General features: G+C 72.9%; 23 protein-coding genes. 12 read left to right on the top strand and 11 right to left on the bottom strand.

What is annotated here, in order from left to right; translation table 11 throughout:
* Positions 1-2 precede the first annotated feature (2 nt).
* Genes AC3E6M_RS11740 through AC3E6M_RS11730 form a run of 3 tightly spaced genes read left to right on the top strand, consistent with a single transcriptional unit; the run spans position 3 to position 2,542 of the window.
* Positions 3-1,625 (top strand): SDR family oxidoreductase, encoded by a 1,623-nt coding sequence (locus tag AC3E6M_RS11740; RefSeq protein ID WP_490529996.1) that lies wholly within the window; start codon positions 3-5, stop codon positions 1,623-1,625.
* A gap of 9 nt (positions 1,626-1,634) precedes the next feature.
* Complete coding sequence (locus AC3E6M_RS11735; RefSeq protein WP_490529995.1) at positions 1,635-2,117, top strand: MogA/MoaB family molybdenum cofactor biosynthesis protein; 483 nt, start codon at positions 1,635-1,637, stop codon at positions 2,115-2,117.
* The gene (locus AC3E6M_RS11730; RefSeq protein WP_138173805.1) at positions 2,114-2,542 is read left to right on the top strand and encodes a molybdenum cofactor biosynthesis protein MoaE; all 429 of its coding nucleotides are present in this window, start codon (positions 2,114-2,116) and stop codon (positions 2,540-2,542) included. Before AC3E6M_RS11735 ends, AC3E6M_RS11730 begins: the two co-directional genes overlap by 4 nt.
* Before the next feature lie 7 nt (positions 2,543-2,549).
* Here the strand turns inward: AC3E6M_RS11730 and AC3E6M_RS11725 are convergent, their stop codons facing one another.
* The 5 genes from AC3E6M_RS11725 to moaA are packed head-to-tail and all read right to left on the bottom strand — an operon-like array spanning position 2,550 to position 6,301.
* Positions 2,550-2,786, bottom strand: coding sequence for a MoaD/ThiS family protein (locus tag AC3E6M_RS11725; protein ID WP_490529993.1), 237 nt, complete (start codon positions 2,784-2,786; stop codon positions 2,550-2,552).
* Positions 2,783-3,262, bottom strand: coding sequence for a cyclic pyranopterin monophosphate synthase MoaC (moaC, locus tag AC3E6M_RS11720; protein ID WP_490529992.1), 480 nt, complete (start codon positions 3,260-3,262; stop codon positions 2,783-2,785). Before moaC ends, AC3E6M_RS11725 begins: the two co-directional genes overlap by 4 nt.
* Positions 3,259-4,482 carry a molybdopterin molybdotransferase MoeA gene (locus AC3E6M_RS11715; RefSeq protein ID WP_490529991.1) on the bottom strand — a complete coding sequence of 408 codons (1,224 nt, stop codon included), beginning with the start codon at positions 4,480-4,482 and terminating at the stop codon, positions 3,259-3,261. The genes moaC and AC3E6M_RS11715 overlap by 4 nt, the downstream gene beginning before the upstream one ends.
* Positions 4,479-5,249, bottom strand: coding sequence for a HesA/MoeB/ThiF family protein (locus tag AC3E6M_RS11710; RefSeq protein ID WP_490529990.1), 771 nt, complete (start codon positions 5,247-5,249; stop codon positions 4,479-4,481). Before AC3E6M_RS11710 ends, AC3E6M_RS11715 begins: the two co-directional genes overlap by 4 nt.
* Positions 5,246-6,301 (bottom strand): GTP 3',8-cyclase MoaA, encoded by a 1,056-nt coding sequence (gene moaA, locus AC3E6M_RS11705; protein ID WP_490529989.1) that lies wholly within the window; start codon positions 6,299-6,301, stop codon positions 5,246-5,248. Before moaA ends, AC3E6M_RS11710 begins: the two co-directional genes overlap by 4 nt.
* A 59-nt stretch (positions 6,302-6,360) precedes the next feature.
* On the opposite strand from moaA, the gene AC3E6M_RS11700 reads away from it, so the two are divergent.
* From AC3E6M_RS11700 to AC3E6M_RS11685, 4 genes are all read left to right on the top strand, one after another.
* Positions 6,361-6,762: a TOBE domain-containing protein gene (locus AC3E6M_RS11700; RefSeq protein WP_490529988.1), complete on the top strand. Its 402-nt coding sequence runs from the start codon at positions 6,361-6,363 to the stop codon at positions 6,760-6,762.
* A gap of 71 nt (positions 6,763-6,833) precedes the next feature.
* A complete protein-coding gene (gene modA / locus AC3E6M_RS11695; protein WP_138173792.1) occupies positions 6,834-7,595 on the top strand; it encodes a molybdate ABC transporter substrate-binding protein in 762 nt (253 codons plus the stop codon).
* On the top strand, positions 7,592-8,380 hold the full coding sequence (modB, locus tag AC3E6M_RS11690) for a molybdate ABC transporter permease subunit (protein ID WP_138173790.1): 789 nt from the start codon (positions 7,592-7,594) through the stop codon (positions 8,378-8,380). Before modA ends, modB begins: the two co-directional genes overlap by 4 nt.
* A complete protein-coding gene (locus tag AC3E6M_RS11685; RefSeq protein ID WP_490529987.1) occupies positions 8,377-9,441 on the top strand; it encodes an ATP-binding cassette domain-containing protein in 1,065 nt (354 codons plus the stop codon). The genes modB and AC3E6M_RS11685 overlap by 4 nt, the downstream gene beginning before the upstream one ends.
* A 7-nt stretch (positions 9,442-9,448) precedes the next feature.
* On the opposite strand, the gene cydC is transcribed toward AC3E6M_RS11685, so the two are convergent.
* The 4 genes from cydC to AC3E6M_RS11665 are packed head-to-tail and all read right to left on the bottom strand — an operon-like array spanning position 9,449 to position 15,240.
* Complete coding sequence (gene cydC / locus AC3E6M_RS11680) at positions 9,449-11,116, bottom strand: thiol reductant ABC exporter subunit CydC (RefSeq protein WP_490530076.1); 1,668 nt, start codon at positions 11,114-11,116, stop codon at positions 9,449-9,451.
* Positions 11,117-11,133: 17 nt separating this feature from the next.
* Entirely contained in the window at positions 11,134-12,759 is a 1,626-nt protein-coding gene (gene cydD, locus AC3E6M_RS11675) for a thiol reductant ABC exporter subunit CydD (RefSeq protein WP_490529986.1), read from the bottom strand.
* Positions 12,756-13,787, bottom strand: coding sequence for a cytochrome d ubiquinol oxidase subunit II (gene cydB / locus AC3E6M_RS11670; protein ID WP_138173784.1), 1,032 nt, complete (start codon positions 13,785-13,787; stop codon positions 12,756-12,758). The genes cydD and cydB overlap by 4 nt, the downstream gene beginning before the upstream one ends.
* Before the next feature lie 10 nt (positions 13,788-13,797).
* On the bottom strand, positions 13,798-15,240 hold the full coding sequence (locus AC3E6M_RS11665) for a cytochrome ubiquinol oxidase subunit I (protein ID WP_138173782.1): 1,443 nt from the start codon (positions 15,238-15,240) through the stop codon (positions 13,798-13,800).
* 134 nt (positions 15,241-15,374) lie between these two features.
* Here AC3E6M_RS11665 and AC3E6M_RS11660 point away from each other — a divergent pair, with 134 nt between their 5' ends.
* The 3 genes from AC3E6M_RS11660 to AC3E6M_RS11650 all read left to right on the top strand — a co-directional run bounded on the left by AC3E6M_RS11660 (position 15,375) and on the right by AC3E6M_RS11650 (position 16,888).
* Positions 15,375-15,926 carry a PadR family transcriptional regulator gene (locus AC3E6M_RS11660; RefSeq protein WP_490529985.1) on the top strand — a complete coding sequence of 184 codons (552 nt, stop codon included), beginning with the start codon at positions 15,375-15,377 and terminating at the stop codon, positions 15,924-15,926.
* Between the two features lie 95 nt (positions 15,927-16,021).
* Positions 16,022-16,330: a hypothetical protein gene (locus AC3E6M_RS11655; protein WP_138173778.1), complete on the top strand. Its 309-nt coding sequence runs from the start codon at positions 16,022-16,024 to the stop codon at positions 16,328-16,330.
* Between the two features lie 198 nt (positions 16,331-16,528).
* Positions 16,529-16,888: a hypothetical protein gene (locus AC3E6M_RS11650; protein ID WP_490529984.1), complete on the top strand. Its 360-nt coding sequence runs from the start codon at positions 16,529-16,531 to the stop codon at positions 16,886-16,888.
* On the opposite strand, the gene AC3E6M_RS11645 is transcribed toward AC3E6M_RS11650, so the two are convergent.
* On the bottom strand, positions 16,869-17,570 hold the full coding sequence (locus AC3E6M_RS11645) for an ABC transporter ATP-binding protein (RefSeq protein WP_138173776.1): 702 nt from the start codon (positions 17,568-17,570) through the stop codon (positions 16,869-16,871). The two genes, AC3E6M_RS11650 and AC3E6M_RS11645, sit on opposite strands and share 20 nt — an antisense overlap.
* Entirely contained in the window at positions 17,567-18,643 is a 1,077-nt protein-coding gene (locus AC3E6M_RS11640) for an FtsX-like permease family protein (protein ID WP_490529982.1), read from the bottom strand. Before AC3E6M_RS11640 ends, AC3E6M_RS11645 begins: the two co-directional genes overlap by 4 nt.
* A gap of 146 nt (positions 18,644-18,789) precedes the next feature.
* Here AC3E6M_RS11640 and AC3E6M_RS11635 point away from each other — a divergent pair, with 146 nt between their 5' ends.
* A complete protein-coding gene (locus tag AC3E6M_RS11635) occupies positions 18,790-19,953 on the top strand; it encodes a sensor histidine kinase (protein WP_490529981.1) in 1,164 nt (387 codons plus the stop codon).
* Positions 19,950-20,570, top strand: a complete 621-nt coding sequence (locus AC3E6M_RS11630) for a response regulator (protein WP_490529979.1) — start codon at positions 19,950-19,952, stop codon at positions 20,568-20,570. Before AC3E6M_RS11635 ends, AC3E6M_RS11630 begins: the two co-directional genes overlap by 4 nt.
* Positions 20,571-20,575: the final 5 nt, after the last annotated feature.

Below are 20,575 nucleotides of genomic sequence, written 5' to 3'. Positions count from 1 at the left end.
GCATGAGCGAGCTGTCCGCCCCCACCGGCCGTGAACCCGCGCTCGTCGCGCAGCCTCGCGCCGACGGGTCACCGCCGCGGGCCCTCGTCCTCGGGGCGACCGGGTATCTCGGCGGTCGGCTCGTACCGCGCCTTCTGTCGGCCGGGTACCGGGTGCGCGTGCTCGCGCGCGATCCGCGCCGGGTCGAGGCCTTCCCGTGGGGAGACGAGGTCGAGACGGTCAAGGGCGATGCGACCGACCGGGCGGCGGTGACCCGCGCGGTCGAGGGCGTCGACGTGCTGTATTACCTCATCCACTCCATGGGCGGAGGGCGCGACTTCGAAGACACCGATCGACGGGCCGCCCGCACGGTCGCCACGGCGGCCGCGGCGGCGGGGGCCGCGCGCATCGTCTACCTCGGCGGACTCCACCCCGACGACGCGCCCCTCTCGGCCCACTTGCGCTCGCGCGTCGAGGTCGGCGACATCCTCCTCGCCAGCGGCGTGCCCACGCTCGTCCTGCAGGCCGGCGTCGTCATCGGCTCGGGATCGGCGTCGTTCGAGATGGTGCGCCATCTGACCGACGTGCTGCCCTACATGCCCGCGCCGAAGTGGGTGCGCAACCACATCCAGCCGATCGCGGTGCGTGACGTGCTGCACTACCTGCTCGGGGCGGCGCGCGTCGCGCCCGACGTCAACCGTGCCGTCGACATCGGCGGCCCCGACGTGCTGCGCTACGGGCAGATGATGAACGGCTACGCGATCGAGGCGGGTCTGCACCAGCGTGCGATCGCGTCGCTGCCGGTGCTGACGCCGCGCCTGGCCTCGCACTGGGTCAATCTCGTCACCCCGATCCCGAAGTCGATCGCGCGTCCACTGGTCGAGTCGCTGCAGAACGACTGCGTCGTGAAGGACCGCGCGGTCGACGACCTGATCCCGCGCCCCGAGGGCGGGTTGATGCCCTACCGCGAAGCCATCCAGCGCGCGCTCGGGCGCCTGAACGACGACGCGATCGAGACGAGTTGGCAGGATGCCGAGGTCTCCGGTGCCCCGAGCGACCCGCTGCCGAGCGACCCCGAGTGGGCCGGTCGCCTCGTCTACACCGACGAGCGGACGATGCGCACGAGCGCCAGCCCCGAGCAGTTGTGGTCGGTCATCGAGGGCATCGGCGGCGAGAACGGCTGGTACTCCTCGCCGCTGCTGTGGGCCATCCGCGGGTGGATGGATCGCCTGGTCGGCGGGGTGGGCCTGGCCCGCGGGCGCCGGAGTCGCTCGATCGTGACGGTCGGCGACGCCCTGGACTTCTGGCGCGTCGAGGCGATCGAGCCCGGGCACCTCCTGCGTCTGCGCGCCGAGATGAAGGTGCCCGGCGGGGCGTGGCTCGAATTGCGTGCGAGCCCCGACGGCGGCGGCGCGCGCTTCGATCAGCGGGCACTGTTCTTTCCGACCGGCCTCGCCGGGCGGCTCTACTGGCTCTCGGTCCTGCCTTTCCACGGCTTGATCTTCAGCGGGATGGCCCGGCGCATCACGGCGGCCGCCGAGTCGGTCCAGCGCGACGATCTGGCGCCGAAGGCGAAGGCGGGACGCATCGCGCCCGAGATCCCCGAGGTCGAGACGATCGCCTCGGGCTCCGACGCGCACGCCTAGGCTGAAGAGGTGCCGCACACCGCTCGCGTGATCACCGTCTCCGACCGCTCCGCCGCGGGGCTGCGCGAAGATCGCGGGGGACCGTTGGCGGTCTCGCTGTTGCGCGACGCGGGGTTCGATTGCGCCGACGCGGTCGTCGTCCCCGACGGCGCCGACAACGTGGAGGCCGCGCTGCGTGCGGCGATCGCCATGGGAGCGGGCCTGGTCGTCACGACCGGCGGGACCGGCATCGCCCCCACCGACCGCACCCCCGAGGGCACGGCTCGAGTCCTCGACCGCGAGCTTCCGGGCATCGCCGAGGAGCTCCGCCGCCGAGGACTCGCCGACACCCCGCTGTCGGTGATCTCGCGCGGGCTCGCGGGGATCGTCGACCCGGGCACGCTCGTGGTGAACCTCCCGGGCTCGACCCGGGCCGTGGCATCCGGGATCGCCGTCCTCGCCGAGCTCGCGCCGCACGTGCTCGACCAGCTCGCCGGAGGAGACCACTCATGAGCGCCGTCCGCATCGCCCGCCTGTCCGAGGTGCCGCTCGACCTCGACGCGCACCTCGACGCCGTCGAGGACTCCTCGTCGGGTGCCGTCACGACCTTCGTCGGCCGCGTGCGCGACACCGACCCGGACGCGACCGACGCCGTCGTCGCGCTCGAGTACAGCGCGCACCCCGACGCCGAACAGGCGCTGCACCGCCTCGCCGAGCAGGCCGCCGAGGGCACCGACGCGATCGTCGCCGTGAGCCACCGCGTCGGCCGGCTGAGCGTGGGGGAGGCCGCGGTGGTCATCGCCGTCGCCTCCGGCCACCGCGCGGCTGCCTTCGAGGTCTGCCGCACGGTCATCGAGACCATCAAGACCGACCTGCCGGTGTGGAAGCGACAGGTGGAGGCCGACGGCACGACGGCCTGGAAGGGCCTGGGCGGCTGAGCCCGGGTCAGCCGCCCGCGAAGGGCGGCAGCACGTCGACGTGGGTCGCGCCGGCCAGTGGAGCGTCGTCGTCTCGACGCTCGCCGTCGACGAGCACCGCGCAGCGATCCAGGATGCCGCCGAGCTCGGGGTGGTCGGCCACGATCGCCGCGCGCAGCGCGACGAGGGTCGGTTCGCCGCGGTCCTCGGCATCCGTCCCCGCCGCGTCGGCGGCGGCGGCGAAGTAGCGCACCCGCACGCTCACGCGGGCTCTCCCGGGCGGTGCCAGTCGCCGGACTTGCCCCCGGTCTTCGCCACGATCCGCACGTTTTCGATGAACGTGCCCTTGTCCATGCCCTTCATCATGTCGACGATCGCGAGCGCGGCGACCGAGACGCTCGTGAGCGCCTCCATCTCGACACCCGTGCGGTCGGCGGTGCCGACGGTCGCCTCGATCTCGACGCCGTCGTCGACGATCGCGAGATCGACCGAGGCGCGGTGCACGCCGATGACGTGCGCGAGGGGAAGGAGCGCGGGCGTGGACTTCGCGGCCTGGATGCCGGAGATCCGCGCCACGGCCAGCACGTCGCCCTTCGGCGCGGTCCCGTCGCGCAGGGCGGCGACGACCTCGGGGGCGCAGCGGACGAAGCCGCGGGCGGTGGCGGTGCGGACGGTGGGCTGCTTGGCGGTGACGTCGACCATACGGGCGTGGCCCGCGGCATCCAGGTGGGTGAAGGTCATGGAATCAGCATGACATCGACGGGATCGCCGACGGCGACGGTCGACACCTCGGCGGGCACGATCGCGAAGGCCTCCGCGCGCGCGAGCGAGGCGGCGAGGTGCGATCCGGATCCGCCGGCGGTGGCGGGACGCACGGTGCCGCCGACGAGGTCGATCACCGCGGGGAGGTACTGGCGACGACCGGGCGGCGTCGTCCAGGCCTCGGATGCCGTGAGTCGGGCGATCCGTCGGTCGGTCACCGTGCGGCCCTGCAGCGCGAGGAGCGCCGGGCGCACGAACACCTCGAACGACACCGCGACGCTCACCGGGTTGCCGGGCAGTCCGAACACGAGTCGGCCGTCGTCGAGGACTCCGAACGCCTGCGGTTTGCCGGGCTGCATCGCCACCCGGGAGAACACGATGCGCGCCGACAGCGCTTGGCGGACGGGCTCGTACGCGCCCGCGCTCACTCCGCCGCTGAAGACCACGACGTCGGCGTCGGCCGCGTGCTCCAGCACGGCATCGATCGCGCTCGCGTCGTCCCGGACGGATGCCAAGACCGTGACCTCGGCGTCGGCGTCGGCGACGAGGGAGGCGAGCAACGTCGTGTTCGAGTCGGGGGTCTGTCCGCGGCCCGGCACGGCGCCGGGGGCGACGAGTTCGCTCCCGGTCGACACGACCGCGACGCGGGGGCGTCGGCGGACCTCGAGTTCGGGGACGCCCGCGGCGGCGGCCGCCGAGAGAGCGAAGGGGCCGAGCCGCTCGCCCGCGGACAGCACGACGTCACCCGTGCGCACGTCTCCGCCGCGGCGACGGATGAACGCCCCCGTGGCGGACGGTGCGCGGTGCACCTCGACGGTGCCGAGGGAGTCGGCGAGGCCTCCGGCGGTGTCCTCGAACGGCACGATCGTGTCGGCGTCGGACGGCACCGGTGCGCCCGTCATGATGCGCACGGCCTCGCCGGGACCGAAGCTCGGGTTCTCGGCCGACCCCGCCGGCAGATCGCCGACGACCCGCAGCGACACCGGGTGCGCGGCATCCGCCCGATCGACGTCGGCGAAGCGCACGGCGAACCCGTCCATCGACGAGTTGTCGTCGCCGGGGAGGTCGTGACGGGCGCCGACGTCGGCGGCGAGCGTCCGCCCCGCGGCGTCGGCCAGGCGCACCGTCTCGACGGGCAGCACGGTCACGGCGGCCCGCACACGGGCGCGGTGCTCTTCGACGGTGATCAGATCGGTCACGGGGTCCTCCGGGCGACGAGCGGGACGATGTCGTGGCGGGCGCGCAGAGCGTCGATGATCGCCATGCGCCCGAGGAGGGGATCGCCGGCGCCCGTGACGAGCTTGATCGCCTCGGTCGCGAGGAGCCCGCCCACCTGGACGCACAGCGAACCCAGGACCCCGACCTGCGCGCACGTGGGCGGCTCGCCGACGGAGTCCGCGGGGAACACGTCGGACAGGGCGACGGGGGAGTGCCCCGCGGGGGGCCGCGACCAGAACACCGTCACTTGCGCGGACCACTCCTGCACGGCGCCCCACACCAGCGGCATCCCGAGCTCGTCGGTGGCGGAGGCCACGGCGCTGCGGGTGTCGAACATGTCGCTGCCGTCGATGACGACGTGCGCGTCGGCGAGGAGCTCCCGCGCGTTGTCGGGGGTCAGTCGGCGGTTCTCCTCGCGGACGCGGGTGAGCGGGGAGAGATCGCGCACCGCGCGGGCGGCGGAGGTGGTCTTGGGGATGCCGATGTCGTCGACGCGGTGGAGGAGCTGCCGCTGCAGATTGGTGCGCTCGACGACGTCGTCGTCGATCACGACGAGTTCGCCGATCCCGGCCGCGGCGAGGGCGAGCAGCACGGGGGAGCCGAGGCCGCCCGCGCCGACGACGGCGATGCGCGCGGCGGCGAGACGCCGCTGCCCCTCTTCGCCGATCCCGGAGAGGACGGCGTGCCGGGCGGTGCGGATGAGTTCTTCGGGGGCGAGCGAGGCCACCGGGTCGACGAGCGGCCTCATCCGCCGATCGCGCTCATCGTGCGCTCCGGCTGGATGAAATCGGCGCGCGCGAGGCCGACGCGGTCGGAGCCGTGCGCGCGGGGCTTGCGCCACATCGCCTCGCGCCAGATCTGCGCGAGGTCCTCGTCGCTCGCCCCGACGCGGAGCGCGGTGAGCAGGTCGGTCTCTTCGTGCGAGAAGAGGCAGGAACGGATCCGCCCGTCGGCGGTGACGCGGGTGCGCGTGCAGGCCGCGCAGAACGGCTCGGTCACCGACGAGATGATGCCGACGTGCCCGGCGAGGGTGCTGTCGCCCGCACGCCGCACCTCCCAGCGTTCGGCCGGGGCGGCCCCGCGTCCGCGCGGGTCGGCGGCGAGGTCGAACGTCTGCTCGAGGGCGGCGCGGATCTCTCGCGCGGGCACGACCTGCGTTTCGGTCCACGCCCGGTCGCCGTCGAGGGGCATGTCCTCGATGAAGCGCATCTCGAAGCCGTTCGTCACGGCCCAGTCCACGAGCGGAACGATCTCGGTGTCGTTGATGCCGCGCAGCAGCACCGCATTGATCTTGATGGGGCCGAGGCCCGCCGCGCGGGCCGCCTGGAGTCCCGCGAGCACCTTGTCGAGGTGGGGGCGGCGGGTGAGCTCGGCGAAGGTCTCGGGGTGCAGGGTGTCGAGCGAGACGTTGAGACGGGTGAGCCCCGCGTCCTTCAGGGCCTGCGCCCGGCGGTCCAGCCCCACGGCGTTCGTGGTCATCGAGATCGGCAGGTCGGGGTTGTCGGCACGGATGCGGGCGATGACGTCTTCGAGATCCTTGCGCACGAGAGGTTCGCCGCCCGTGAGCCGCAACTCCTCGGCGCCGAGCGAGCGCACGGCCACCCGGACGATCCGCGCGATCTCGTCGCCGGTCATGAGCTGCGTCTGCGGCATCCAGGGAAGCCCCTCGGCCGGCATGCAGTACGTGCAGCGCAGGTTGCACTTGTCGATCACCGACACGCGCAGATCGCGGGCGACGCGACCGAATCGGTCGAGCAGCCCGCCGTCGCGCGGTGCCCCGGTCTCGCGCACGCCATCCATGGATCGAGCCTAGGCGAGCCGGGGCCGTCGGGGGCCGCCGTGGGCGCTAGCGTCGGGGCATGACGACCACGTACCGGATCGCGACCGCCGCCGGTCTGCTCGGGGTCAGCGACGACACCGTGCGCCGGTGGATCGACCAGGGACTGCTGTCGACGACCGGGACGTCGCCCGTCGAGATCCCCGGCGAGGCGCTCGCCGCCCGCGCCGTCGCGCTCGCGGACGAGCCCGACGATCCCACCGGCGTCTCCTCGAGCGCTCGCAACCGCTTCGTCGGGATCGTCACGCGCGTGCGCATCGACGGGGTCATGGCGCAGGTCGACCTGCAGTGCGGGCCGCACCGGGTCGTCTCGCTCATGTCGGCCGAGGCCGCCGAGGAGCTCGCGCTCGTTCCCGGTGCCCTCGCCGTGGCATCCGTCAAGGCGACCGTCGTGACCGTGGAAACTACGCGCGAGCGACACTGAAGGCGCCCGAGTATCCGCACATGCGGAATACTGGATGCCGCGGGCCCCGGGCTCTGCGGAAAGGACCCCTCATGCGTCGTCCCGCCGCCGTGCTCGCCCTCTTCGGCGCCGTCGTCGTCCTCGCCGCCGCGTGCGCCGCGCAGACCCCGGCCCCGGCGGCCTCCGCGGGTGCGCTCTCGGGCACCGTCGAGGTCTCGGCCGCCGCGTCGCTGCAGCGCTCCTTCAATGAGATCGCCCGCGCGTTCGAGGCCGAGCACCCCGGTGTCACCGTGCAGACGGTCTACGACGGGTCGAGCACCCTCGCGACGCAGATCGGCGAGGGGGCACCCGTGGACGTCTTCGCCTCCGCCGACGAGAAGAACATGGCCAAGGTCGCGGCACAGGCCCCCGATCCGCGCGTGTTCGCGGGGAACACCCTCGTCATCGCGGTGCCGACGGGCAACCCCGGCGGGGTCGCGACCCTCGCCGACCTCGCCCGCGTCACGACCGTGCTGTGCGCGCCCGAGGTCCCGTGCGGGGCGGCGTCGGCCACGCTCTTGGGGAATGCCGGAGTGGGCGTCACTCCCGCGAGCGTCGAACAGAACGTCACCGCCGTGCTGACGAAGGTCGCGGCGGGCGAAGCGGATGCCGGACTCGTCTACGCCACCGACGTCGTCGGCCGCGCGGACGTGGAGGCGGTCGTGCCGGCCGGGGCCGACGCGGTCGTCAACCGTTACCCGATCGCGGCACTGGCGGACGCCCCGAACCCGATCGCGGCGGAGGCCTACGTCGACTTCGTGCTGTCGGCGGGCGGGCAGGCGATCCTCGCCGACGCCGGATTCCGCGCGCCGTGAGCGGCACGGGTGCCGGCTACGTCCCGCGCTGGCTGATCGTGCCGGCGGCGGCCGGGCTGCTGTTCCTCCTCGTCCCGCTCACGGCGCTCGTCGCGCGCGTGCAGTGGGCCTCCCTCGTCGCCGACGTGACGTCACCGGCCGCGCTCGCCGCCCTCGGGCTGTCGCTGGGGACCGGGGCCGTGGCGACGGCGGTGTGCGCGGTCGTCGGCATCCCTCTCGCCCTCGTGATCGCCCGCAGCTCCCCCCGCGCCGCCGCGGTCCTTCGGGCCCTCGTCACGGTGCCGCTCGTGCTGCCGCCGATGGTCGGGGGAGTGGCGCTGCTCTACCTGTTCGGGCGCACCGGGTGGTTCGGTGGCCTCGGCCTGCCGTTCACGACCGCCGCCGTGGTGCTCGCGCAGGTGTTCGTCGCGCTGCCGTTCCTCGTGCTGGCCGTGGAGGGGGCGCTCCGCAGCACCGGCGTGGAGTTCGAGCGCGCGGCCGCGTCGCTCGGCGCCTCGCGGGCGACGATCCTGCGCCGCGTCACGCTGCCGCTCGCCGCCCCCGGGATCGTCGCGGGCGTCGTGCTGTGCTTCGCCCGTGCGATCGGGGAGTTCGGGGCCACCGCCCTATTCGCCGGGAACCGCCCCGGGGTCACCCAGACGATGCCCCTCGCGATCTACACCGCCTTCAACGGGGCGGGGGTATCGCAGGGCACCGCCGTGGCGCTGGCTCTGCTGCTGCTGGTCACCGCGATCGCGGTGCTGCTCCTGGTGCGGGGCTGGCGCCCGACGGGGACTCCCGCATGACGGCCGTGCTGTCGGCGCGCGTCGTCGTGCGCCGGCGCGAGTTCGCGGTCGACCTCGCGCTCGACGTGGCGCCCGGCGAGACCGTCGCGGTGATGGGACGCAGCGGTGCCGGCAAGTCGACGCTCCTCGCGGCGCTCGCGGGACTCCAGCCCCTCGACGACGGCGAGATCTCGGTCGACGGTCGCGTGCTCGACCGCACCGCGCGGCCGCGCGTGCGTACCGCCCCGATGCATCGCGGCATCGTGCTCCTCGGTCAGGACGCGCGCCTGTTCCCCCACCTCCCCGTTCGCGAGAACGTCGCGTTCGGTCCGCGCGCCGCGGGGGTCGCGGCATCCGACGCCCGTGCCGATGCCGACGCGTGGCTCGCGCGCGTGGGGCTCCCCGGAACCGGCGGCCGGCGCCCCGCCGAGCTCTCGGGCGGCGAGCAGCAGCGCGTCGCGGTGGCGCGGGCCCTGGCCGCGGGGCCGCGGGTCGTGCTGCTCGACGAGCCGCTCGTCGCCCTCGACGCCGTGACCGCGTCGGAGATCCGCGCGATGCTGCGCGATGCGCTCGCGGGCGTCACGACGGTCGCGGTCACCCACGACGCCGTGGATGCCGCGGCCCTCGCCGACCGTCTCGTCATCGTCGAGCGTGGGCGCGTCACGCAGCAGGGCGCGGTGCGCGAGGTGTTGAGCGCTCCGGCGACCGACGTCGCGGCGCGCATCGCGGGTCTCGAACGGCTCGTCGGTCGCGCCGACGGCGGCGTGTTCGCGGCCGGGGGAGTGCGCCTCGAAGCGACGGATGCCGGGTCGCGGACGGTCGCGGCGGTCGACGGCGCCCCGCTCGCCGCGGTCTACCGCGCGTCCGACGTGCGGGTGGGGTCCGCGTCCGCAGACGCCCCCGGCATCGGTGCGTGGACGGCGACCGTCTCGTACCTCGAACCGACGCCGAGGGGCGTGCGCGTCGTCACCGACGCGGGGGTCGCGGAGCTCGACGTCACCGCGGCCGCGGGTCTCACTCCCGGCACCCGAGTGGAAGTGCGGCTCGCCCCCGCGCACGTACGGTTCGTCGCGGCATCCTGATCGCTCGTCAGCCGACCAGCACCCGCCCGTCCTCGAGCCGTACCACCCGGTCGACGAGCTCGGTGGGGACGTCGACGTGCGACACCAGCAGCACGGCGCGATCGCGGCCGACGGCGCCGAGCAGATCGCGGAGCAGGACGTCGGATGCCGCCGGGTCGACGCCCGCGGTGGGCTCGTCGAGCACGAGGACGGGGAAGTCGCGCAGCAGCGCGCGGGCCAGGGCGAGGCGCTGCGCCTGCCCGCCCGAGACGAGGGCACCCCGGTCGCCGACGCGGGCGTCGAGTCCGCCGCGCTCGGCGACCCAGGCGTCCAAGCCGACACGCGCGAGCACGGCGCGCACGTCGTCGTCGGTGGCGTCGTCGCGCGCGAAGAGCAGGTTCTGGCGCACCGACTCGTCGAACAGGAACGGTGACTGCTCGACGAGGCCGATCGTGCGGCGCAGGTCGTCTCCGGACAGGGAGCGCGCCTCGATGCCGCCGACGGTGAAGGAGCCGCCGTAGTCGAGGAAGCGTGCCAGGACGTGCGCGAGCGTCGTCTTCCCCGCGCCGCTCGGGCCGGTCACGAGCACGCGTTCACCCGGACCCACCCGCAACGTCACGTCGGTGATGCGGCCGGTGTCCTCGAGTGCGGCGTCCGAGCGCGCGGGCCAGTGCGCGTCCACGTCGCGGAGCTCGATGCCCGAGCCCAGGGCCGGGGCGATGCCGGTCGGGGCCGGCTCGTCGCGGGGGAGGCCGTCGGGGATCTCCGCCGGGACGGCCTCGGCGATGCGCTCGGCCGCGGCGCGCACCTGCCGCCACGAGGCCAGCGCCAGGGGGACAGGGCCGAACACCTCGAAGACGGCCATCGGCAGCAGGACGACGACGGCGAGCCCCGGGCCCGACAGCGTCCCGCCCGTCACGGCCGGAGCGGCCACGACGAGCGCCAGGAGCGAGGCGAGCCCGGCGAGCACCGACACCGTGCCCGAGGTCAATCCCTGCGCGGTCCCGCGGCGCACGACCGCCCGGCGGAGCGCGGCGTCGGCGAGGCGCACGCGCTCGCGCGCGGCATCCACGGCCCCGTAGGCGGTGAGCACGTCGAGGTTCGTCAGCAGATCGTGCACGGCGTCGGCCACCGCCGCCCGGAGCGGCGCGATCGACCGTTCCGCGCGGGATCCCGCCGCCCAGCCGAGCCCGACCGACACCGCGAACGCGACGATCAGGCACCCGAGGAGGGCGAGCGCGGCCGGCCACGACACGAACGCCGTGAACCCGACCGCCGCCAGCGCGGTGACGGCCGCGACCGACAGGGGGAGCACGACGCGCAAAGGGAGGTTCTGCAGCTCTTCGACGTCGTCGACGAGGCCCGAGAGCAGCCCTCCGCGCCGGGCACGGGCCAGCCCGTCGGGCGCGAGGGGGACGAGCTCGCGCACGAGGTCGGCCCGCACCCCGGCGAGTCGGTCGAGCGCGGCGTCGTGCCCCGTGAGTCGCTCCAGGTAGCGGAACACCCCGCGCGACAGCGCGAAGGCCCGCACACCCACGACCGCGGCGGAGAGGTACATCACGAGCGGCTGCTCCGCGGCCTTCGCGATGAGCCACGCGCTCGCCGCGAGAAGCGCCACGGCGCTCCCGGCGGTGCCGAATCCCGAGAGCACGGCGGGGGCGAATCGACGACGCGAGGGCATCGCCGAGCGCAGCATGCCGCGGACCCGGGCGTTCACGAGAGGACTCCGAGGTCCACGACGCGATCGGCGATCGCGCGGGCCGAGACGCGGTGCGACACCAGCAGGACGCCGGCGCCCGCGTCGGCCTCCGCGCGCACCGTGCGCCACACGTGCGCCTCGGTTTCGGCATCCAGGGCGCTCGAGGGCTCGTCGAGGACGAGCACGGGCGTGCCGGCGAGGCGCGAACGGTAGAGGGCTCGGGCGACCGCGACGCGCTGGGCCTGGCCACCGGAGAGACCCGAGCCACCGGCGCCGAGTGTCGTCGCGGGGTCGAGGTCGGACGCCCCCGCATCGGCGAGGGCCCGTGCGATGGTCGCGCTGTCGGCGTCGGAGCCCAGCGCGACGTTCTCGGCCACGGTTCCGGAGACCAGCCCGGGACGCTGGCCCGCCCACGCGACGGTGTCGCGCGCGTGGGCGACCCGGCGACCGTCCACGCGCACCTCGCCCTCGTGGTCGGCGTAGCCCAGGAGCGCCGCGACGAGACTCGACTTGCCGGCGCCGCTCGGACCGGTCAGCAGCACGACCTCGCCCGGACCGACCGACAGTGACACCCTCGGCATCGCGTGTGCGCCGCGGTCGACCCGCACCTCGCGCAGCTCGACGGTCGAGCCGCGGGGGGAGTCCGAGTCCTCGGTCGCGTCGGCGGTGCGCGCGGCATCCAGCGCGTCGAAGATCTCCTCGGTCGCGGCGACGCCCTCGGATGCCGCGTGGAACTGCACGCCCACTTGGCGCAGCGGCAAGTACGCCTCGGGGGCCAGCAGCAGCACGAAGAGCCCCACGAGCAGACTGAGGTCGCCCGCGAGCAGGCGGAACCCGATCGTGACGGCGATGATCGCGACCGAGATGGATGCCAGGAACTCCAGGGCGAAGCCCGAGAGGAACGACACGCGCAGCACCGTCATCGTCTCGCGCTTGTAGTCGCGGGTGGTCTGCTCGATCGTGTCGGCGGCGCGGTGCTCGCGACCGAACGCCTTGAGCGTGCCGAGTCCCTCGACGGTGTCGGCGAACCGGGCCGCGAGGCGCCCGAGCGTGCCGTACTGCTTCTTCTGCACCGTCCGGGTCGCGAGCCCGATGAGCACCATGAACAGCGGGATGAGCGGCAGCGTCAGCACGACGATGAGCCCGGAGAGGGGATCGGCGAGCGTGATCGCGCCGATGAGGATCGGCGTCGTGATCGCGGTCGCCACCAGCTGCGGGAGGTAGCGGCCGAAATACGCGTCGAGCGCCTCGAGGCCGTGGCCCGCCGTCACCGACAGCGAGGCGGCGTTGCGTCCCGCGAGCCAGCCCGGACCGAGGGCCGCCACGGCCCCGACGAGACGTTCGCGCAACTGCAGCGATGCGGCTGCGGCGCCGCGGGCCGAGACCCGCTCGGATGCCGCGACCAGCAGGCCGCGCACGATGACGAGCAGCACGGCGGCCGCGAGCAAGCCGGACAGATCGCCGAGGGGACGCCCGTCGATCGCGCCGACCAGGGCCGAGGTCAGCGTCCAGGCGAATCCGACGACGACCCCCGACTGGGCGAGAACGATCGCCGCGCTCACCGCGAAGAAGCCGCGGGAGGCAGAGGCGTATCGCACCAGTCGGGGGTCGACGGGGCGCACCCGGGTCGTGTCGGTCAATGCGCCACCAGCGCGGCCTTTTCGATGCGGGCGCGGGTGACGCGCTTGCGGAACACCCAGTAGGTCCAACTTTGATAAGCCAGGACGATCGGCAGGAAGATGAGCGCCGCCCAACTCATGATCGTCAGCGTGTAGTCGGTGCTGGAGGCGTTCTCGATCGTCAGACCCGAGCCGGCTTCGAGGGTCGAGGGCATGACGTTCGGGAACAGGGCGAAGAAGAGAGCCGCCACGGCGGTCACGATCGTGATCGCGCCGAGGGTGAAGGCCGTTCCCTCACGATCGCGGAGGTTGGCCACCCAGGACCCGATGAGCGCGAGCGCCGCGATGCCCGAGAGGGCGACGACGCCGAGGAGCAGCGGAGCCTGATTGTTGGCGGCCTGGATGATCGTCCAGACCAGGAACACCGCGGCGGCGACGATCGTGAGCAGTCCCGAGGTCTTCGCGAGCGCCCGGGCATCGGTGCGCACCTGTCCGTCGGTCTTCAGCGCGACGAAGTAGACGCCGTGCGTGAAGAACAGCAGCAGGGTCACGACGCCACCGAGGAGGCCGTAGGGGTTCAGCAGCGTGAACAGGGTTCCGACGTACTCGTGGTTGGCATCCAGGGGCACACCCTGCACGATGTTCGCGAACGCCACACCCCACAGCAGGGCCGGGACGGCCGATCCGATCACGATCATCCGGTCGAATCCGCGCTTCCACTTCAGCGAGTCCCGCTGGTGCCGGTACTCGAACGACACACCGCGGGCGATGAGCGCGAGGAGGATCAGCAGGAGCGGCAGGTAGAAGCCGCTGAAGAGGGTGGCGTACCACTCCGGGAACGAGGCGAACAGCGCCGCACCGGCGACGATCACCCAGGTCTCGTTGAGGTCCCACACGGGGCCGATGGTGTTGATGATCTGCCGGCGGGCGATGTCGTCCTTGCCGAGGAACGGCAACGACATTCCGACGCCGAAGTCGAATCCGTCGAGGACGAAGTAGCCGATGAAGAGGAATCCGACGATCCAGAACCAGAGGTATGCGAGGTCCATGACTGTGCTCCTAGTAGACGGTCGTCGGGGTGTTCTCGAGGGAATCGGGCTCGCGCGGGGCGTTCGGGTCGGGTAGCGGGTCCGGACCCTTCTGCGCGTACTTCTTGATGAGTCCGAACTCGACCACGGCCAGCGCGGCGTAGATCGCGGTGAAGGCGACGAGCGAGATCAGGACGCTCCAGCCCGGAACACTGGGCGAGACGCCGTCCTCGGTGAGCATGAGGCCGAAGACGATCCAGGGCTGGCGGCCCATCTCGGTGAAGACCCAGCCGACGAGGCTGCCCAGCAGCGGCAGGGGTGCCGCCCAGATCGCCACGCGCCACATCCACGGCGCCACGGGGCGGGTCGCCTTCTTCCGCGTGACCCACAGGCCCACCACGCTGATCAGGGTGGCGAGACCGCCGAGGGCGATCATCCACCGGAAGGCCCAGTAGGTCACCCACAGGACGGGGGCGAAGTTGCCGTCGACCTGATCGGCGAACTGCGGGAACATCTGCTGGCTGTACATCGTGTTCAGGTCGTTGATGCCTTCGACGCAGCCGTCCAAGGAGTGCGTGGACAGGATGCTGAGCAGGAACGGCACCCGGATGGAGAACAGCTCGCTCGTGCCGTCCGGGGTTCCCAACGTGAAGATGGAGAACGAGGCGTTCGCCCCGCAGACGGTGTTGAACGTCGCTTCGGCCGCGGCCATCTTCATGGGCTGGGTGGCCACCATCACCAGGCTCAACTGGTCGCCGGCGATCGCGACGAGCACGAACGACACGACGGTGGACCACAGCCCGAAACGCAGCGGTGCGCGCATCATCTCGACGTTCCGTCCGCGGGCCAGGTGCCAGGCGGAGATGGAGACGACGACCATCGCGGCGAACATCCAGCCCGAGAAGATCGTGTGCGGGAACGCCGCGAGGGCGACGGGGTTGGTGAGCATCGCCCAGAAGTCGACGAGCTCGGCGCGGCCGCCGTCGGCGGCCATCTGATAGCCGACCGGGTTCTGCATGAAGGCGTTGGCGGCGATGATGAAGTACGCCGAGAACGTCGCCCCGAGCGTGGCCATCCAGATGGTGCCGAGGTGGGCGAGGCGGGGGAGCTTGTCCCAGCCGAAGATCCACAGGCCGATGAACGTGGCCTCGAGGAAGAAGGCCAGAAGCCCCTCGAAGGCCAGGGGAGCGCCGAAGACGTCGCCGACGAAGCGGGAATACGCCGACCAGTTCATGCCGAACTGGAATTCCTGCACGATTCCCGTCACGACGCCCATGGCGAAGTTGATGAGGAAGATCTTGCCGAAGAAGCGGGTCAGGTGCAGCCACTTCACATCGCCGGTGCGATACCAGACGGTCTGGAAGATCGCCACGACGAGCGACATTCCGAGCGTCAGGGGCACGAACAGGAAGTGGTACAGGGTGGTCAGTCCGAACTGCCACCGAGCGAGCATGAGGGGGTCGAGCCACTCCACAGGATGCCTCCGATCAACGACCTACTGTGTGGTCGGACCACAGGCTACTCCCGCGCGGTGGAGCGTGCCGGGTCGATCACTCGGCATCGAACCATATACTCGGAACACCATTTCCTGGCGGGTCGGAGGGCCCTATGTCCGTGCGTCAAAGCCTGCTAGCGATCCTCGATCGCGGCGACTGCTACGGCTCGCAATTGCGCTCCGAGTACCTGCGGCGCACCGGTGCTTCGGTGAACGTGGGTCAGGTCTACACGACCCTCGAGCGGCTCGAGCGGGACGGTCTCGTCGAGCGGCGCGGCGCGGACGACGACGGCCGCGTGCTGTGGCGGGTGACGGCGGCGGGTCGCCTCCAGGCTCGGGCGTGGCTGGGTTCGGCATCCTCGACCGAGCGGCGGGACGACGTCGCCCTGCGCATCGCGCTGGCCCTCACCCTCCCCGGAGCAGAAGTGGGCCCGATGATCGCCGCGCAGCGGGCGGCCGTCCGCGGCGCCCTCGCCGAGCCCGAACCCGGCGACGAGAGCATGGATGCCGTCGCCCGCGCGGTCGTGGCCGCCGCTCGCCGGGTGCGACTCGAGGCGGATCTGCGTTTCCTCGACGAGGTCGAGCGGATGGCCGCGGACGCCGTGCCCTTCGACCTGTCGGACGAGCGTCCCCGCCGGGGGCGTCCCGTCCGAGCGACCCGCTGACGTGCGTATCCTCCCCTCGCTGATCCGTCAACCCTGGGGCGGCGGGCGGGATTTCGGCGCACGCTGAGAGGGCCCCGGACGAAGAAGGAGCCCTCATGGTCATGGACATTCCCGTCGGTCGCCCGGAGCCGATCTCGAACGTCGCCGCACGTACCGCCGAAGATGCCGCGCCCGCCGCGCTTCCCGTCACCGAGATCCCCTGGACCCGCATCGATCTCGATCTCTACGAGGTCGCCCGCGACGGACGGATCGTCGGGTACATCGAGGTCGTCGGGGCCGTGTTCGTGGCCCTCGGGGGCACGCGGTACGACCGCGCGGTCGAGGTCGCCCAGCACCTCACCTTCCACGCCGCCGTCGATACCGTCCTGCGTCACGCCGGTCGGGAGACGCGCTCCGCGATGTAGCACCCTTCCGGGAAGAGTCAACCCCCTCGGTGAGGTTCGCGCACTGACGCAGTGTCGAAGCACCAGGAGGTCGACATGTTTTCCCGACTCGCCGGAGGTGGTCGCCGATGACCGCCGATCCCTTCCCCACCGGACCCCACCGCCCCGTCCGTATCGCGCATCTGCCCCCCGTTCGCGCGCAGCGACGAGAATCGAAGGATGACGCGAACGCTGGCCGCCCTGCCCGGCGCGGCGCGCAGGCTGTGCCTGAGTCGCCGAAAGGGAGAGATCTGCACGCGTGAGAAGGGCCACCGCGGTCTGCACCACCGCCGTGGCGGGTCTCTGCTCTGGAACGACCTGCAGGCCGATCCGCCGGAATGCTCCGGCGCGGGCACACCGGCACCGCCCGCCGCGACGCTCGACGACGGCTTCCCCGACGGTCGAGGTCTCTGCCCCGTGTGCTGGGCTTTCGTCTCGCTCGAGAGCGGAGTGTTGACCCCGCACGACAGCTGGCGCGGAGACCCCACGCGCGCCGAGGCCGATCAGCGCCGCGAGTGGTTCAACACGTTCGGCTGGTGAGACCCGCGGGGCGCGCCGTCCCGTCGACCACTTCGACGGTCTCATCGAGCGCGCTCTCGTGGACGAGGTCGTGCGTCACGAGCAGCGTCGCCGTCCCGCGCTCCCGGGTCAGTCGGGCGAGCAGCTCCATGATCGCGGCCCCGCGCTGACGGTCGAGGGCGCTCGTCGGTTCGTCGACCAGCAGCACGCGCGGCTCGTGCACGAGGGCACGGGCGATCGCGATGCGCTGACGTTGGCCGCCCGAGAGCTGCGCGGGCCGACGATCGGCCTGATCGATCAACCCCACGGCATCCAGGAGATCGTCCACGCGGGCCCGCACCGCGGCGCGGCGTGCCCGGGTCCCGCGTCCGCCGAGCTCGGCCATGACACGCACCTGCTCGCGCGCGGTCAGCGCCGGGAGCAATTGCGGCTGCTGGAAGACGATGCCGATCTTCTCGCGGCGCAGCGTGGTGGCCTCGGCGCGGCTGAGGGTCGTGGCATCCGTCCCGTCGACGAGCACCCGACCGGAGTCGGGCCGTACGAGGGTGGCGGCGATCGCGAGGATGCTCGACTTGCCCGACCCCGACGGGCCGGTGATGCCGGTCACGATGCCCGGGCGGCCTTCGAGGGTCACGCGGTCGACCGCGGTGACGCGCGAATCGCCGTCGGGGTAGGTGAGGGTGACGTCGTCGAGAAGGATCATCGTGTGCTCCCGAGTGCGGTGAGGGGGTCGGAGTTCGTGACGGTGCGCAGCGACACGGCCGCGCCGAGAGTGCCGAGCAGGATCATCGCCAGGCCCGGGGCGAGGGTCGTGAGGGGATTCAGGACGAACGGCAGCGCTCCGCCGGCCGCGGCGCCCAGGAGCGCGGTGAGGCCGATACCGACGCCGACGCCGACCATCAGGACGACCAACGCCTGACCGAGTGCATCGCGCACGAGTGCGGGTGTGCTCGCCCCGAGCGCCTTGAGGACGGCGATGTCGCCCGCTCGCTGCATGGTCCAGACCGTGAAGAACGCGCCGACGACGAGGGCCGAGACCCCGAAGAGCATCGCGATCATGAGCGCCAGTGAGCCGATCTCGGACCGGAAGGTCGGCAACGCGGTGAGGCTGGCGAGCGTCCCGGTCGCGGTGGTGCCGGTCTGCGCCGCGACGTCGTCCCACGCGGGCGATCCGCTCACGCCGAGGACCGTGGCCGCGCCCGAGCCGCCCAGCCGCGTGTCCAGCGCGGCCCACGCCGACGTGGTCAGCGCGACGACCGGCGTGTGGCTGTACCAGGCATCGCCCCCGACGGATGCCACGCGGTACGTCGTCCCGGCGACGGTGATGTCATCGCCCACTGCGGCTCCGAGCGCACTCGCGGCACCCGCCGACAGGCCGACGTCGCCGTCGCGTGCGGGGGCGAGGGCGGTCAGGGCGGTGGAGTCGGAGTCCGCACCGAGCCCGAAGAGCGCCACTCCGCCGCTGCCGCCGGGTCCTTCGGCGCGGCCCTGCGCGATGCCGATCGGGTCGACGGCATCGACGCCGGGGGCCGCGCGCCACGCGGCGACGGTGGCATCCGAGATCGTGGAGTCCGTGAACGTCGCCGCGGCGCCGTCGACGGGCTGCAGGACCAGGCGGTCGCCGGGGAGCTCGAGCACCGCGGAGACGTTCTGCGCCGCCAGTCCGCCGGTCAGGCCCGAGAGGAACCCCACGAGCAGGGTGATGAGGGCCACGACCGCCCCGATGAGGGCGAACCGCCCGCGGGCGAACCGCAGATCGCGCCATGCGACGTACACGTCGCCTCCTTCCGCCCGGCGGATCTCACCGGATGCCTCCACCCTCGTCGGGGAGGCCGCGCGGGTCATCGCCGACGTGGGCGAACATCCTCTCCACCTTTCGGATGATCCGCCGGGCGCCCGGCATCCGTACCCTGGAGGACGACATGCCGCACCGCACCCTCGCTCCCGTCTTCACGGGGCTGCGCGTGGGACTCCACGCGCTGTTCGCCGGGCTCCTCGCGCTCGTCGTCGTGCGCGTCGTCTGGACCGGCGCGTCCCCGTGGCCGCCCGTGCTGGCGGCGCTCTTAGCCCTGGTGTACGTCGCCGGCCTCGGGATCGCCCGTCGGCGCAGCAGAACCGGAGGCATCGCGTGGGTGTGCGCCCTCACCTTCGTGTGGGCACCGCTGATGTGGCTCGTGCCCGAGGCGGCCTACCTCGTCTTCCCGTTGTTCTTCCTCTACCTGCACCTGCTGCCCGGATGGGTGGGACCGGCCGCGGTCGTGGGCGCGACCACCCTCACGATCGCCGGATTCGCGGTGCACGGCGGCCTCACCGTCGGCGGGGTCGTCGGACCCGTCGTGGGGGCGGGGGTCGCGCTGCTCATCGGGCTCGGGTACGGCGCGCTGCAGAGGCGCAGCGCCGAGAGCGAAGCGCTCGTCGCGGAACTGCTCGCGACCCGCGACCGTCTGGCGGCGACCGAACGCGAGCAGGGGGTCCTCGCCGAACGGGCGCGCCTCGCGCGAGAGATCCACGACACCGTCGCGCAGGGGCTGTCCAGCATTCAGATGCTGCTGCACGCGGCAGAGCGGGCGGATGCCACGGGGCCGGGGATCGCGCACATCCGACTGGCGCGGCAGACCGCCGCCGACGGTCTGGCCGAGACGCGACGGTTCATCCGCGAGCTCGCGCCGCCGAACCTGGAGCGCGGTCTCGGCTCGGCGTTGCGGCGGCTGGCCGAGGGCTGGGCACAGCGGGAAGGGATCGACGTCGAGACGGTGACGTCGGCCGAGGCGGCCCTTCCGATGGACTCCCAGGCGGCGCTGCTGCGCATCGCGCAGGGCGCGCTCGCGAACGTGGCCCAGCACGCCGATGCCTCCCGCGTGCGGGTCGCCCTCGAGCAGGACGGCCCGGACGTGCGGCTCTCGATCGCCGACGACGGCCGCGGATTCGATCCGAGCCGCGCCGAGCGCACGGCATCCGGGACCGATTCGTTCGGCTTGCGCGCGATGCGCGAACGCGTCGACCAGCTCGATGGCGATCTCGTCGTCGAGAGCGCGCCGGGCGGGGGGACCGTCGTCGCGGTCACTCTCCACGGAGCCGCCGCGTGATCCGGGTCGTGATCGCCGACGACCATCCGGTCGTACGCGCCGGGGTGCGGGCGCTCCTGGAAGCCGAACCCGACATCGAGGTGGTCGGCGCAGCCGCGACCCCGGACGAGGCGGTCGCACTCGCCGCCGACCTCTCGCCCGAGCTGGTGCTCATGGACCTGCAGTTCGGCGATCGGGCCGCCGGGGCCGAGGCGACGCGCCGGGTCCGGGCGCTCGCCGCGCCCCCGTACGTGCTCGTGCTGACCAACTACGACACCGACGGAGACATCCTCGGTGCCGTCGAGGCCGGGGCCAGCGGCTACCTGCTCAAGGACGCGCCGCCTCACGAGCTGCTGGCCGGGGTGCGTGCGGCCGCCGCCGGGCAGAGCGCACTGGCCCCGGCGATCGCGGGGCGCCTGCTGGCACGGCTCCGCGAGCCGCGGGTGAGCCTGTCCGCGCGCGAGATCGAGGTGCTCCGTCTGGTCGCTCGTGGCTCTTCCAACGCCGAGGTCGCGGCGCGGCTGCACATCACCGACGCCACGGTGAAGTCGCATTTGGCCCACGTGTTCTCCAAGCTCGGGGTCGCCTCGCGGACCGCGGCGGTGTCCGCGGCCCGCGCCCTCGGGGTGCTGCGCTGACCGGA

The organism is Microbacterium sp. SCPM-O-B-15248 (M128) (assembly GCF_058214835.1).
Note: the sequence above shows the minus strand (reverse complement) of the source record. Positions and strands in the feature narration are given on the sequence as shown.